The sequence below is a fragment of the Pseudomonas sp. PDM13 genome (assembly GCF_025685765.1).
Taxonomy (GTDB): domain Bacteria; phylum Pseudomonadota; class Gammaproteobacteria; order Pseudomonadales; family Pseudomonadaceae; genus Metapseudomonas; species Metapseudomonas solani.
Genome location: NZ_JAOTQU010000003.1, coordinates 117,362 through 130,853 on the forward strand (window position 1 = coordinate 117,362; position 13,492 = coordinate 130,853).

Sequence of the window (13,492 nt, forward strand, 5' to 3'; positions counted from 1 at the left end):
CTCAACGCAGCTTCAGGGTGGCGAGGCCGATCAGCACGAGGATCACGGTAATGATCCAGAAGCGCACGATCACGCGGGGCTCGGGCCAGCCTTTCAGTTCGAAGTGGTGGTGGATAGGGGCCATGCGGAATACACGACGGCCGGTCAGCTTGAACGAGGCGACCTGGATCATCACGGACAGGGTCTCCATGACGAACACGCCGCCCATGATGAACAGCACCACTTCCTGGCGCACGATCACGGCGATGGTGCCCAGGGCGGCGCCCAGCGCCAGGGCGCCGACATCACCCATGAAGACCTGGGCCGGATAGGTGTTGAACCAGAGGAAGCCGAGGCCGGCACCCACCAGGGCGGCGCAGAACACGATCAGCTCGCCCGCACCCGGCACGTAGGGGATGAACAGGTATTCGGCGAATTTGATGTTGCCCGACAGGTAGCAGAAGATCCCCAGCGCGCCGCCGACCATCACGGTCGGCATGATCGCCAGGCCGTCCAGGCCGTCGGTCAGGTTCACCGCGTTGCTCGAGCCGACGATCACGAAGTAGGTCAGCACGATGAAGCCTGCGCCCAGCGGAATGCCCACGTCCTTGATCAGCGGCAGGATCAGGGTGGTCTCCACCGGGCTGGTGGCGGTCATATAAAGGAAGACCGCCGCACCGATGCCGAACACCGATTGCCAGAAGTACTTCCAGCGGCTCGGCAGGCCACGGGAGTTCTTCTCGATCACCTTGCGGTAGTCGTCCACCCAGCCGATGGCGCCGAACAGCAGGGTCACGCCGAGGACCACCCAGACATAGCGGTTGGACAGGTCGGCCCAGAGCAGCGTGCTGATACCGATGGCGGTGAGGATCAACGCACCGCCCATGGTCGGGGTACCGGACTTGGAGAGGTGCGATTGCGGTCCATCGTTGCGCACGGCCTGGCCGATCTGGCGCACCTGCAGGGTGCGGATCATCCAGGGTCCGAGGCACAGCGACAGCGACAGCGCCGTGAGGACGCCGAGAATCCCGCGCAGGGTCAGGTACTGGAACACCCCGAACCCCTTGTAGAACTGTTGCAGGTACTCAGCGAGCAGCAGCAGCATGATTAGTGAGCCTCCCCCGTTCCGCAGATGGCCGCGACGACCTTTTCCATCGCCGCGCTGCGAGAACCTTTGATCAGAATTGTTGTGTTGGCGTCCTGCTCGTCGACCAGGGCCTGGATAAGGCTGGACTGATCAGCGAAATGGCGCCCATCGTCGCCGAACGCGGCGACGGCATGCGCCATCTGAGGACCGACTGCATAGAGCGCGCTGACCTTGCCCCGCGCGTGGAGACCCACATCGCGATGGCCCTGTTCGGCCCATTCCCCCAGCTCGCCCATGTCCCCGAGCACCAGAACGGTACGTCCAGGAAAACCGGCGAGTATATCAACGGCCGCGATCATCGAAGCCGGGTTGGCGTTGTAGCTGTCATCGATCACGCGCATACCGCTGGGCGCCAACTGCGCTACGGTGCGGCCCTTGACCGGTTGCAGGTTCTGCAGCCCCTCGCGGATACCGACCAGCGGTACGCCCAGGGCATGGGCAGCTGCAGCAGCGGCCAGGGCATTGGCGACGTTGTGCAGGCCCAGCAGGTTGAGCTGGATGTTCGCTTCGCCGGCCACGCCCTTGAGCGTGAAGGCCATGCAGCCACGGGCATCGCGGACGACGGATTCGGCGCGCAGGTCGGCATCCTCGGCCTTGAGGCCAAAGCTCAGCACCTGGCGAGAGCCATTGCGCTGGCGCCAGGTTTCGAAGGCCTTGTCATCGCGGTTGAGCACGGCAACGCCATCGGCAGCCAGCCCTTCGAGGATCTCGCCCTTGGCTAGAACGATTTTCTCCGGGCCGCCGAACTCGCCGACATGGGCGGTACCGGCGTTGTTGATGATGGCAACCTGGGGCCGGGTCAGGCCGACGGTGTAGGCGATCTCGCCGACTCGCGAGGCGCCCAGCTCGATCACGGCACTGCGGTGTTCCGGCGCCAGTTCGAGCAGGGTGAGCGGAGCGCCCAGGTCGTTGTTCAGGTTGCCACGGGTCGCCAGGACCGGACCCTGGGTACGCAGGATGCTGGCGAGCATCTCCTTGACCGTGGTCTTGCCACTGGAACCGGTCACCGCCGCCACCTTGCCGGTGAACGCGTCACGGTTGAGCGCACCGAGCTGGCCGAGCGCCACACGGGTATCACCGACCAGCAGCTGCGGCAGGGGCGCGCCAGGAATCTCTCGCTGAACGAGCGCCGCGACAGCACCCTTGCTGGCCACGTCCACCAGGTAGTCGTGCCCATCGAAGTTCGGACCGACCAGCGCAATGAACAGCTGGCCGGGCTCGACGCGCCGGCTGTCGGTGGTCACTGCCGAGAATGCAGCGTCAGCACCGATCAGCCGGGCGTGCAAAGGCGTCTGCAGGGCGGAGAGGCGCATGGGTTCAAGCATGGCTCGCCCCCCAGGCGCCCAGGGCGGCCTCGGCTTCCTGCAGATCGGAGAACGGCAGGCGTTCGCCGTTGATTTCCTGGTAGTCCTCATGGCCTTTGCCCGCCAGCAGCACGACGTCGTCGCGCCCCGCATTGGCGATCAAGCGGGCAATGGCGGCACCGCGTCCATGCACGAAATCGGCCTTGGCCGCGTCAGCGAAACCAGGGCGGATATCGTCGAAGATCTGCGCAGGGTCTTCGCTGCGCGGGTTGTCGTCGGTGACCAGCACATGGTCAGCCAGGCGCTCGGCCAGGCCCGCCATCAGCGGGCGCTTGCCGCGATCGCGATCACCACCGCAGCCGAACAGGCACAGCAGGCGGCCACGGGCATGGGGGCGCAAGGCTTCGAGGACTTTTTCCAGCGCATCGGGCGTGTGTGCGTAATCCACCACCACCAGCGGCTTGTCGCCGCCACCCAGGCGCTGCATGCGGCCGACGGGCCCTTGCAGGCCAGGCAGCGCACGGAGGATTTCATCCAGCGGGTAGCCCATGCCCAGCAAGGCACCGACAACCGCCAGCAGGTTGCTCAGGTTGAAGCGACCCAGCAGCGGGCTGCGCAGCAAACCTTCGCCCTGGGGCGTCACAAGGCTGGCACGCACGCCGTCATCATCGAAGTGGGCTTCACGGCAATAGATGAAGGCCGATGCATCTTCCTGGCTGTAGCCGATGAGGCGCGACTTATGCTCGCGCGATGCCAGTTCGCGGCCGAACGCATCGTCGAGGTTGATGACCCGGCAGCGCAGTTGCGGCCAGTCGAACAGCCGGGCCTTGGCGGCGCCATAGGCTTCCATCGAGCCGTGGTAGTCGAGATGGTCGCGGGACAGGTTGGTGAACACCGCGATATCGAAGGCGAGCGCGGCGACACGGCCCTGCTCCAGCCCGTGAGACGATACTTCCATTGCCACCGCGCGGGCACCGGCCTGCTTGAGGTTGGCCAGGGTCGCCTGCACCGCCAGGGGATCGGGCGTGGTGTGGCGGCCGCTTTCCAGTTCGCCATGGAAGCCGGTACCCAGGGTGCCGACGATGCCGCAGCGTTCGCCGAGCAGGTCGAGGGCCTGGGCGATCAACTGGCTGACGCTGGTCTTGCCGTTGGTACCGGTAACGCCGACCAGGTCGAGACCACGACTGGGCTCGCCATAGAAGCGTCCGGCAATGGCAGAAAGCTGCCCAGCCAGGCCCTTGATGGCGACCAGTTCGGCACCGCTGGCGTCGATGGTCGCAGCCCCTTCGGACTCATAGGCGACGGCAGTGGCGCCACGTGCGATGGCGTCGGCGATGTGGGCACGGCCGTCCTGCTGGATGCCCGGTACCGCCAGGAACAGATCGCCCGGGCGCACCTTGCGGCTGTCCAGGGTCAGTTCACGGATGAGGGTGGCGCTTTCGGCCTGGGGCAACAATTGATTCAGTGGCATGGGCATCAGATACGCCCTCCTTTGCCGGTAGCCGCAGCTGCGGTCTGTTGTTCCTCGGTGGGCAGGTTGTCCGGGGCGATGTTCATCAGGCGCAGTGCGCCCGCCATGACCCTGCCGAATACGGGTGCAGAGACCAGGCCACCGAAGTAGCCGGCCTTGCTAGGCTCGTCGATCACCACCACCATCGCCAGACGCGGGTTGGTGGACGGAGCGAAGCCCGCGAACAGCGAGCGGTAGGCGTTCTGGGTGTAGCCTTTGGCGCCGACCGTGGCCTTGCGCGCCGTGCCGCTCTTGCCTGAAACGTGGTAGCCAGGCACCTGGGCGCGGAATACGCCGCGCGGCGCTTCGACCACCTGCTGGAGCATGCCCTGCATGGTCTTGGCGACCTCGTCGGGAATGACCTGGGCGCCGACCGGAACGGTATCGACCCGGGTCATGGACAGCGGAACCGCCTGCCCATGGTTGGCCAGGGTGGCGTAGGCATGGACCATCTGGATCGCCGTGACCGACAGGCCATAGCCATAGGACAGGGTCGCGGTCTCGGCCTTGCGCCACTCGCGGTGGTTGGGCAGGTTGCCGACGCGCTCGCCGGGGAAGCCGAGGCCGGTGTCCTGGCCGAGACCAAGCTGGCGCATGGTTTCGTAGATGGTCTCGCCGCCGATATCGAAGGCGATCTTGCTCATGCCGACGTTGCTGGAGTTGATCAGGATGCCCGTCAGATCGAGGATCGGGCCCTCGGTCTTGGAAACGTCCTTGATGGTGTAGCGACCGATCTGCAGCGAGCCGGGGTAGACCTCGACCTTGTCTTCCGGCTTCCAGCGGCCGCTCTGCAGTGCTGCGGACATGGAGAACGGCTTCACGGTGGAGCCGGGCTCGAACACATCGATCATGGCGCGGTTGCGCATGGCGGCCGGCTGCAGGTTGCGGCGGTTGTTCGGGTTGTAGGTGGGCTGGTTGGCCATCGCCAGCACTTCACCGGTCTTGACGTCGACGATCACCAGGCTGCCCGCCTTGGCGCCGTTTTCCACCAGGGCGTTACGCAGCTCGCGGTGGGCGAGGTACTGCAGGCGCAGGTCGATGGACAGGGCCAGGGTCTTGCCCGGCTTGGCATTCTTGCTGACCTGCACGTCCTTGATCAGGCGGCCACGACGATCCTTGAGCACCTGGCGCTTGCCGGGCACGCCCGCCAGCCACTGGTCGAAGGACAGTTCGACGCCCTCACGGCCACGGTCATCCACGTCGGTGAAGCCAACCACATGGGCAGTCACTTCGCCGGCCGGGTAGAAACGGCGGAACTCTTCGATGGCGTACACCCCCGGCAGCTTGCGGGCGAGGATGGCTTGCCCCTGCTCCGGAGTCAGGCCGCGAGCGAGGTAAAGGAACTCACGATTGGCGTTCTGATCGATGCGCTCGGCGAAGATCTTCGGATCCTGCCCCAGGGTCGCGGCGATCACCGGCCACTGGTCGCGCACGGGCATCAGGTCCTTGGGGTTGGTCCAGAGGGTGGTGACCGGGGTACTGACGGCCAGGGGCTCGCCGTTGCGATCGGTGATCAGGCCACGGTGCGCAGGGATCGGGATGTGCCGCACGCTGCGCGCGTCACCCTGCCCCTTGAGGAAGTCGCGGTCGATGACATGCAGGTCGACGATGCGCCAGGAAATGGCCGCCACCATCAACGCGAGCAACGCCAGGACGACCCGGAAGCGCCAGGGATAGAGCGCCCCCTCGAGTTTGATCATGGCGCCACCATGCGGATTTCCGCAGGCTCGGGGATGCGCATCTTCAATTGCTCGCTGGCCAGCGATTCGATGCGGTTATGCGCCGTCCAGGTGCTCTGCTCGAGCACCAGGCGCCCCCACTCGGCCTGCGCCTTGTCGCGCACGCTGAGCTCGGTATAAAGCTTGTTAAGCAACTGCCTGTTCCAATGCGCGCTGTAGGACACGCCAATCGCGGAAACCAGCACCGCGATGAACAGCAGCAGCATCAGGAAGCTGCCGCCGGGCAGAGGCTTGGCATAGAGGCGGCTCATCTGAGCTTCTCCGCCACACGCATGACCGCGCTGCGCGAGCGCGGGTTGGCCTTGAGCTCTTCGTCAGAGGCGAATTGCGGCTTGCCCAGCAGCTTCAAACGCGGCTCGAAGGCCGGCGGACGGATCGGCAGGTTGCGCGGCAGCTTGTCCGCTTCGCCCTTGGCATGCTTGCGCATGAACAGTTTGACGATGCGGTCTTCCAGGGAATGGAAGCTGATCACCACCAGGCGCCCGCCAATGGCGAGGTTCTCCAAGGCAGCGTCAAGGCCGCGCTCCAGATCGCCCAGCTCGTTGTTCACATGAATGCGGATGCCCTGGAAAGCACGGGTAGCCGGATTCTTGCCCTTCTCCCAGGCGGGGTTGGCGACGGTCAGGACCGCAGCCAGTTCAGAGGTGCGCTCGAAGGGCTTCTCGACGCGACGCTGTACGACGGCACGCGCCATGCGCTTGGCAAAACGCTCTTCGCCGTACTCCTTGAGTACACGGGCGATCTCGTCCTCGGGCGCGGTGGCGATCCACTGCGCCGCACTGACACCGCGCGTTGGGTCCATGCGCATGTCGAGGGGGCCGTCGTTGAGGAAGCTGAAACCGCGTTCGGCATCATCCAGCTGCGGGGAGGACACCCCAAGGTCGAGCAGCACGCCGTCCACCTTGCCCGACAGGCTGCGCTCGGCCAGCTCGCCAGCCATCTCGGCAAAACTGCGTTGCACAATGACAAAGCGGCCGTCTTCGGCCGCCAGCGCTTGCCCTGTAGCTATGGCTTGGGGGTCTTTATCGAAACCGAGTAGCCGCCCCTCCTCGCCGAGATGCTGGAGGATGAGCCGGCTGTGCCCTCCGCGACCGAAGGTACCGTCCAGGTAACAGCCGTCCGCACGCACGGCGAGACTCTCTACGGCCTCGTCGAGCAGGACGGTGATATGGCGGAAGCTGCTTTCGGTACTCACAGGATAAGGTCACGCAGTTCGTCCGGCAGGCCGCCGGGTTGTTTGATTGCCATGAGGTCCGCGTCGGAAATCGCGTTCCAGGCGTCTTCGTCCCAGATCTGGAACTTGTTCAGCTGACCGACCAGCATTGCCTTCTTGTCCAGGCCCGCGTACTCGCGCAAGCGCGGCGGGACGAGGAAACGACCGTTGCCGTCCAACTCGAGGTCGACGGCGTTACCGATCAGAAGGCGTTGCAGACGGCGGGTTTCTTCACGCAGGGACGGCAGCTCGCGAAGCTTGGCTTCGATGAGCTCCCACTCGGGCAGCGGATAAAGAGTCAAGCAGCGGTCCACGGCGTCGATCGTGACGATCAACTGCCCATCACAACGCGAAAAAAGCTCATCCCGATACCGACTCGGCATCGCGATGCGCCCTTTGGCGTCGAGACTGATGGCATTTGCTCCGCGAAACACGGCTGCGCTTCCCCTTTTTTAGGCTTCCCGTACCAATTGATCCCACTTCGTCCCACTTTGCACCACTTCCGCACACTATAGAAATGCGCGCGCCCCACCGTCAAGGCAGGCAAAGACGGAAAATTCCTTACAGGACGGAGATTTAGCGAGCTTTTGGGAGGGGCAAGAAGAGATATTGCAGAGGATTTCAGGCACAAAAATGAAGCACACCAGAACGCTGGAGCGCGAACTTAAAGTAATTTCTCAAGAGTAAGATTTTTTCGGTATTTCAGACGTGGTGCAAATTCGGTATTTCGGACGTGGGGCAAAGAAGGGGAATGAAGCGGAAGTGGGAAAAAGTGGAGAGTCGATCTGTAAGCCGGGTTCTGTCGTGGACAGTCATTCATCTACGGCTGCCATCACTGACAGCCTTTAGCAACCTACCCGAATCCGACGCGGGCCGCGCCAAGGATTCCTATTTGGTCTTGCTCCGAGTGGGGTTTACCTAGCCACGAACTGTTGCCAGTCGTGCGGTGCGCTCTTACCGCACCTTTTCACCCTTACCGGCGCTTGCGCGCTTAGGCGGTTATTTTCTGTGGCACTTTCCGTAGGCTTTCGCCTCCCAGGCGTTACCTGGCACTCCGCCCTATGGAGCCCGGACTTTCCTCCCTCTCAAAATCGCGAACGAAATGAGACAGCGACTGTCCGATCGACTCTCCGCCGCCAAGGGTAGCGGCAGGCCAGCATAAGAACAAGCTCAAGAATCGCCTTGACGCTCCAGAGCGGCCTGGTAAAGCAGATTCTTGCGCACCCCGGTGATCTCCGCAGCCAGCGCCGCAGCTCGCTTCAAGGGGAGTTCGCCCAACAGCAGATCGAGCACACGCAGCGCCTCGCCGCTGATCGCATCCTCGCCCTCCGGCTCCTGCCAACCGGCCACCAGTAGCACACATTCACCCCGCTGCTGGTTGGAATCGGCAGCCACCCAGTCACGCAACACCGAGAGCGGGGAGCCCTTGAGCGTTTCGAAGGTCTTGGTCAGCTCCCTCGCCAAAACCGCCGGGCGCTCCTCACCAAAGACCGTGACCATATCTTCCAGGCACTCGAGCAGACGATGGGGCGCCTCGTAGAAGATCAAGGTACGCGGCTCTTCCTTCACCCGCTCCAGACGGGAGCGACGCCCCACCGCCTTGGCAGGCAGAAAGCCTTCGAAGATGAAGCGATCGGATGGCAGCCCCGCCGCCGAAAGCGCAGCAATGAGCGCACTGGGACCGGGCACCGGGACCACCGTGATACCGGCGGCCCGCACCTGGCGCACCAGGTGATAGCCGGGGTCGGAAATCAGCGGGGTACCCGCATCGGAGATCAGCGCCACATCTTCGCCAGCCTGCAGGCGCGCCAGGAAACGCCCGCCCTCTTCTCGCTCGTTGTGATCGTGGCAAGCCGCCAAAGGCGTATTGATACCGAAATGCTGCAGCAGACGAACGGAATGACGGGTGTCTTCGGCAGCGATAAGCGCCACATCGCGCAGCACCCGCAGGGCACGGGCACTGATGTCGTCGAGGTTGCCGATCGGCGTGGCCACCACATACAGCTTGCCCAAGGTGACAGCAGAGCCTGGGGAAACGGTCACAAGACACCTCGGAATTGACTTAAAGGCGCGCATTGTAGCCCGTTTCTGACCTCCAACATCGCACCCTGGGCGGGCCTTGGGTACAATCCCCCGCTTCTTTGATCGAGTACCGGGATCGTTAAATGATCGCTTGCCTGCGCCCGCTTTCCGCACTCTGCCTCGCCGGCCTGCTGGCCGCCTGCGGCAGTTCGCCCACCTCCACCCTCGGCGAATTGCCCCGCACGCCTCAGGCCAGCATCGAGCAGATGCTTCAGCAAGCGAACGACAGCAAGCCCGAACAAGCGGCCTCGCTGCGCCTCTCCGCCGCCGACCTGGCCTACAAGCAGCAGGATATCGGCCGCTCGGCACGCATTCTCGAGCAGGTCCAGCTGGACGGCCTCAAGCCCGCCCAGCAGGTATTCGCCAGCACGCTTGCCGCCGAACTGGCCATGGCACGCAACCAGCCGAAAAGCGCACTCAAGGCCCTGAGCCACCCCAGCCTGGAGCGCCTGGGTGAGCTGCCGGTCGAACAGCAGACCCGCACCCAGTTGGTTCGCGCCCGCGCCCTGGAAGCCGATGGCCAGAACCTTGCTGCAGCCCGTGAGCGCGTATTCATCGCCCCGCTGCTCAACGGCGAAGCCGAGAAGACCAACCATGAAGCCATCTGGACGCTGGTCTCCAACCTGCCGGCTGACCAGCTCCAGGCGGGCGGCGACGCCGACCTCGCGGGCTGGATGGAGCTGGCCCGTGTGACCAAAGGCGCCGGCACCCTGGAACAACAGCAGGCCGCCATCGAGTCCTGGCGCACCCAGCACCCCCAGCACCCGGCCGCCGAGGCACTGCCCGCGCCACTGGCGAAACTGAAGGAGCTGGCCAATCAGCCCCTGACCAAGATCGCCCTGCTCCTGCCCCAGGAAGGCCCTCTCGCCTCCGTAGCCCGCGCCCTGCGCGACGGTTTCCTCGCCGCCCACTACCAGGCCCAGCAGGCCGGCCAGAACCCTCCGGCCATCCAGCTGTATGACAGCTCGCACCTCAGCTCCCTGGACGACTTCTATCGCCAGGCCCAGGCCGACGGCGTGCAACTGGTGGTTGGCCCGCTGGAGAAGCCCCTGGTCAAGCAGATGAGCGACCGCGAACAGCTGCCCATCACCACCCTGGCCCTGAACTACAGCGACGCCGGCCAGGAAGGCCCCGCCCAACTCTTCCAGTTCGGTCTCGCAGCCGAGGATGAAGCCCGCGAAGTCGCTCGCCGCGCCTGGGGTGACGGCATGCGCCGCGCCGTGGCACTGGTGCCTCGCGGCGAATGGGGTGATCGCGTACTCAATGCCTTCCGCCAGAGCTGGGAGCAGTCCGGTGGCAGCCTGATCGCCGCTGAACATGTCGACCAACCGGTCGAGCTCGCCCAGCAGATCGCCGACCTGTTCCAGCTGCGCCAGAGCGAATCGCGCGCCAAGCGCCTGCAAGGCACGCTGGGCACGCAGGTTGCTGCCCAACCCTCTCGCCGCCAGGACGTCGACTTCATCTTCCTCGCCGCCACCCCGCAGCAGGCCCAGCAGATCAAGCCGACCCTGGCCTTCCAGTACGCGGGGGACGTACCGGTGTACGCGACCTCCCACCTGTTCACCGGCAGCAACAACCAGGCTCAGTACCTGGACCTGAACGGCATCCGCTTCTGCGAAACCCCCTGGCTGCTGAACAGCAACGACCCGCTGCGCCAGGAGGTCGATCGCCAATGGCCGCAAGCAGGCGGCAGCCTGGGCCGCCTCTACGCAATGGGCGTGGACGCCTATCGACTGGCACCCCGCCTGAACCAGCTCAAGGCGCTCCCGGAAAGCCGCGTTGATGGGCTCTCCGGCAGCCTCAGCCTCAACCCCGCGCAGCGTGTCGAGCGTCAACTGCCCTGGGCCGAATTCCGTGACGGCCAGGTCCTGCGACTTCCCGACAGCGATTCTTGAACCAGCGACAATCCAGCGGGCAAGCGGCGGAAGCTCTTGCTCGCTCCCACCTCGAAAAGCACGGCCTGCGCCTCCTGGCCAGCAACTGGCGATGCCCTCGTGGCGAGCTCGATCTGGTCATGCTGGACGGCGATACAGTAGTATTCGTCGAAGTGCGCTACCGGCGGCATGCCGCCTGGGGCGGAGCGCTGGAAAGCGTCGATGCGCGCAAGCGCGCCAAGCTGATTACCGCGGCCCAGCACTTCCTCCTCAAGGAGTCCCGCTGGGCCAGATACCCGTGCCGATTTGACGTGGTCGCCATCAACTCGATGGATGGCGACTCACCCCCGCGACTGACATGGCTGCAAAACGCCTTTGATACCTGAGCAGTCGCTCCCACTTAAGGTCAACCCGATGGACATGCAACCCCGAATCCGCCAGCTCTTCCAGGCCAGCATCGACACCAAGCTGCTGGCCATGGAAATGCTCGCCCCGCACATCGAGCACGCGAGCATGGTGATGGTCAACGCACTGCTCAACGAGGGCAAGATCCTGGCATGCGGCAACGGCGGCTCCGCCGGCGACGCCCAGCACTTCTCCTCCGAGCTGCTCAACCGTTTCGAACGCGAGCGCCCGAGCCTGCCCGCACTGGCATTGACCACCGACAGCTCGACCATCACCTCCATCGCCAACGACTACAGCTACAACGAGATCTTCTCCAAGCAGATCCGCGCCCTGGGCCAGCCGGGCGACATCCTCCTGGCGATCTCCACCAGCGGTAACTCGGCGAACATCATTCAGGCCATCCAGGCCGCACATGATCGCGAAATGATTGTCGTAGCTCTGACCGGCCGCGACGGTGGCGGCATGGCCTCCCTGCTGCTGCCGGAAGATGTCGAGATCCGTGTGCCCGCCAAGTCCACGGCGCGCATCCAGGAAGTCCACCTGCTAGCCATCCATTGCCTCTGTGACCTGATCGATCGTCAATTGTTTGGGAGTGAAGAATGACGCGTTCCCCCCTGATCCTCGCCTGCCTCGCCATCACCCTGGCTCTGGGTGGCTGCGGCGGCCGCACCATCGGCAAGACCATCGACGACCAGTCCACGCCATCCAAGGTGCGGGCCAAAATCGACGCTGCAAACCCCGACCTGAAGACCAACTCGCACATCGTGGTCACCAGCTACAACGGCGTCGTGCTGCTGGCTGGCCAGACTCCCAACGACAACCTCAAGTCCCAGGCCGAACAGGCAGCGCGCAGCGCGCAGGGCGTCAAGAAGGTGCATAACGAGCTGCACGTCGGCCAGAACTCTTCCACCCTGGCACGGATGAACGACAGCACCATCACCACCAAGATCACCACCCAGCTGCTGGCCGACGGCCAGATCCCCAGCTCGCAGATCAAGGTCGTGACCGAGAACGGCATCGTCTATCTGCTTGGCCTGGTGACCCGCCAGGAAGCCGCCAAAGCCACCAGCGTCGTGCAGGGCGTCTCCGGCGTGCAACGCATCGTGAAGCTGTTCGAATACACCAACTGACCGAACAGCGCGCACAAAAAAGGCGATCCAACCGGATCGCCTTTTTTATTACTTCACAACCTTGAGGCTGGGACGCCCACTGGGTCGCGGAGAACCGCTCGACGGGTCGCCGCCGGACGGGCCGTCATCTTCTGGCCCCTGGTCGTCCTCATCCACCACCGGAGGCTCCAGGTCGAAGACCATGCCCTGGCCGTTCTCCCGGGCATAGATGGCCATGATCGCCGCAGCCGGAATGTAGAGGTTGTGGGCAACGCCACCGAAACGCCCCTCGAAGCTCACCGCGTCGTTATCCATGTGCAGGTGACGCACCGCACTGGGAGAGACGTTGAGCACGATCTGGCCATCATTGGCGTAGCCGGCCGGCACCTGGACGCCAGCGAACTCGGCATTCACCAGCAGATGCGGCGTGCAGTTGTTGTCGACGATCCACTCATAGAGCGCACGGACCAGATAGGGACGACTGGAGTTCATCAAGGGCTCCTTATCAGCGCATGTCGCGCTCGACTGCCGACAGGCTGGCCTGGAAGCCATCGCGTGCGAAGAGGCGCTCCATGTAATCCAGCAATGGCTTGGCAGGACGAGGCAATTCGATTCCAAGGACCGGCAGGCGCCAGAGAATCGGCAACAGGCAGCAGTCTACAAGACTGAGGTCTTCGCTGAGGAAAAAGGGTTTGTCGGCGAACAGCGGCGATACACCGGTGAGACTCTCACGCAGTTCCTTGCGAGCGACCGCCTTGACGGCCTCCTTCACCCGGGGATCGAGTATCTGATCCACCAGGCTGCACCAATCACGCTGCACACGGTGCATCAGCAGCCGCGTATTACCCCGCGCCACCGGATAGACCGGCATCAGCGGCGGATGGGGGTAGCGCTCTTCGAGGTACTCCATCACTACGGTCGGCTCATAGAGCGCGAGGTCACGATCGACCAGGGTCGGCACGCTGCCGTATGGATTGACCTCGGCGAGCTTGGGCGGGCAACGGCCCGGCTCGACATCGATTATGTCCGCAGCGACACCCTTCTCGGCGAGCACGATGCGTACACGATGGGAATAGTGGTCTGCGGGGTCGGAGTAACAGGCCAACCTGTTGGTCACGGCCATGGCGCCC

General features: G+C 64.3%; 14 protein-coding genes and 1 other RNA gene. 4 read left to right on the forward strand and 11 right to left on the reverse strand.

The features are described from left to right. Position 1 precedes the first annotated feature (1 nt). The 9 genes from mraY to rsmI all read right to left on the reverse strand — a co-directional run bounded on the left by mraY (position 2) and on the right by rsmI (position 8,905). The gene (gene mraY, locus OEJ36_RS04325) at positions 2–1,084 is read right to left on the reverse strand and encodes a phospho-N-acetylmuramoyl-pentapeptide-transferase (protein ID WP_263400518.1); all 1,083 of its coding nucleotides are present in this window, start codon (positions 1,082–1,084) and stop codon (positions 2–4) included. A gap of 2 nt (positions 1,085–1,086) precedes the next feature. After that, positions 1,087–2,451, reverse strand: a complete 1,365-nt coding sequence (locus OEJ36_RS04330; RefSeq protein WP_263400519.1) for a UDP-N-acetylmuramoyl-tripeptide--D-alanyl-D-alanine ligase — start codon at positions 2,449–2,451, stop codon at positions 1,087–1,089. Then, positions 2,444–3,907, reverse strand: a complete 1,464-nt coding sequence (locus OEJ36_RS04335) for a UDP-N-acetylmuramoyl-L-alanyl-D-glutamate--2,6-diaminopimelate ligase (protein ID WP_263400520.1) — start codon at positions 3,905–3,907, stop codon at positions 2,444–2,446. The genes OEJ36_RS04330 and OEJ36_RS04335 overlap by 8 nt, the downstream gene beginning before the upstream one ends. Next, positions 3,907–5,640 (reverse strand): peptidoglycan D,D-transpeptidase FtsI family protein, encoded by a 1,734-nt coding sequence (locus OEJ36_RS04340; protein WP_021218779.1) that lies wholly within the window; start codon positions 5,638–5,640, stop codon positions 3,907–3,909. Before OEJ36_RS04340 ends, OEJ36_RS04335 begins: the two co-directional genes overlap by 1 nt. Continuing rightward, positions 5,637–5,930, reverse strand: coding sequence for a cell division protein FtsL (ftsL, locus tag OEJ36_RS04345; RefSeq protein ID WP_021218780.1), 294 nt, complete (start codon positions 5,928–5,930; stop codon positions 5,637–5,639). Before ftsL ends, OEJ36_RS04340 begins: the two co-directional genes overlap by 4 nt. Further along, positions 5,927–6,874, reverse strand: a complete 948-nt coding sequence (rsmH, locus tag OEJ36_RS04350) for a 16S rRNA (cytosine(1402)-N(4))-methyltransferase RsmH (RefSeq protein ID WP_263400521.1) — start codon at positions 6,872–6,874, stop codon at positions 5,927–5,929. Before rsmH ends, ftsL begins: the two co-directional genes overlap by 4 nt. Next, positions 6,871–7,326, reverse strand: a complete 456-nt coding sequence (gene mraZ, locus OEJ36_RS04355; protein WP_031287485.1) for a division/cell wall cluster transcriptional repressor MraZ — start codon at positions 7,324–7,326, stop codon at positions 6,871–6,873. Before mraZ ends, rsmH begins: the two co-directional genes overlap by 4 nt. Positions 7,327–7,664: 338 nt before the next feature. Then, positions 7,665–8,022: RNase P RNA component class A (rnpB, locus tag OEJ36_RS04360), an RNA gene on the reverse strand. Between the two features lie 40 nt (positions 8,023–8,062). Next, positions 8,063–8,905, reverse strand: coding sequence for a 16S rRNA (cytidine(1402)-2'-O)-methyltransferase (gene rsmI, locus OEJ36_RS04365; RefSeq protein ID WP_411860964.1), 843 nt, complete (start codon positions 8,903–8,905; stop codon positions 8,063–8,065). A gap of 152 nt (positions 8,906–9,057) precedes the next feature. Between rsmI and OEJ36_RS04370 the strand changes: the two genes are divergently transcribed. Genes OEJ36_RS04370 through OEJ36_RS04385 form a run of 4 tightly spaced genes read left to right on the forward strand, consistent with a single transcriptional unit; the run spans position 9,058 to position 12,383 of the window. Further along, entirely contained in the window at positions 9,058–10,869 is a 1,812-nt protein-coding gene (locus tag OEJ36_RS04370) for a penicillin-binding protein activator (protein ID WP_263400523.1), read from the forward strand. Further along, positions 10,866–11,234, forward strand: a complete 369-nt coding sequence (locus tag OEJ36_RS04375; RefSeq protein WP_263400524.1) for a YraN family protein — start codon at positions 10,866–10,868, stop codon at positions 11,232–11,234. The genes OEJ36_RS04370 and OEJ36_RS04375 overlap by 4 nt, the downstream gene beginning before the upstream one ends. A gap of 28 nt (positions 11,235–11,262) precedes the next feature. After that, positions 11,263–11,856 carry a phosphoheptose isomerase gene (locus OEJ36_RS04380; RefSeq protein ID WP_021217872.1) on the forward strand — a complete coding sequence of 198 codons (594 nt, stop codon included), beginning with the start codon at positions 11,263–11,265 and terminating at the stop codon, positions 11,854–11,856. Then, positions 11,853–12,383, forward strand: coding sequence for a BON domain-containing protein (locus OEJ36_RS04385; protein ID WP_263400525.1), 531 nt, complete (start codon positions 11,853–11,855; stop codon positions 12,381–12,383). Before OEJ36_RS04380 ends, OEJ36_RS04385 begins: the two co-directional genes overlap by 4 nt. 48 nt (positions 12,384–12,431) lie before the next feature. Here OEJ36_RS04385 and OEJ36_RS04390 read toward each other — a convergent pair whose 3' ends face one another. Together OEJ36_RS04390 and OEJ36_RS04395 are read right to left on the reverse strand one after the other, a co-directional pair. After that, positions 12,432–12,854 carry a ClpXP protease specificity-enhancing factor gene (locus OEJ36_RS04390; protein ID WP_021217870.1) on the reverse strand — a complete coding sequence of 141 codons (423 nt, stop codon included), beginning with the start codon at positions 12,852–12,854 and terminating at the stop codon, positions 12,432–12,434. A 13-nt stretch (positions 12,855–12,867) separates the two neighbouring features. After that, positions 12,868–13,485 carry a glutathione S-transferase N-terminal domain-containing protein gene (locus tag OEJ36_RS04395; RefSeq protein WP_263400526.1) on the reverse strand — a complete coding sequence of 206 codons (618 nt, stop codon included), beginning with the start codon at positions 13,483–13,485 and terminating at the stop codon, positions 12,868–12,870. Between the last annotated feature and the right edge of the window lie 7 nt (positions 13,486–13,492).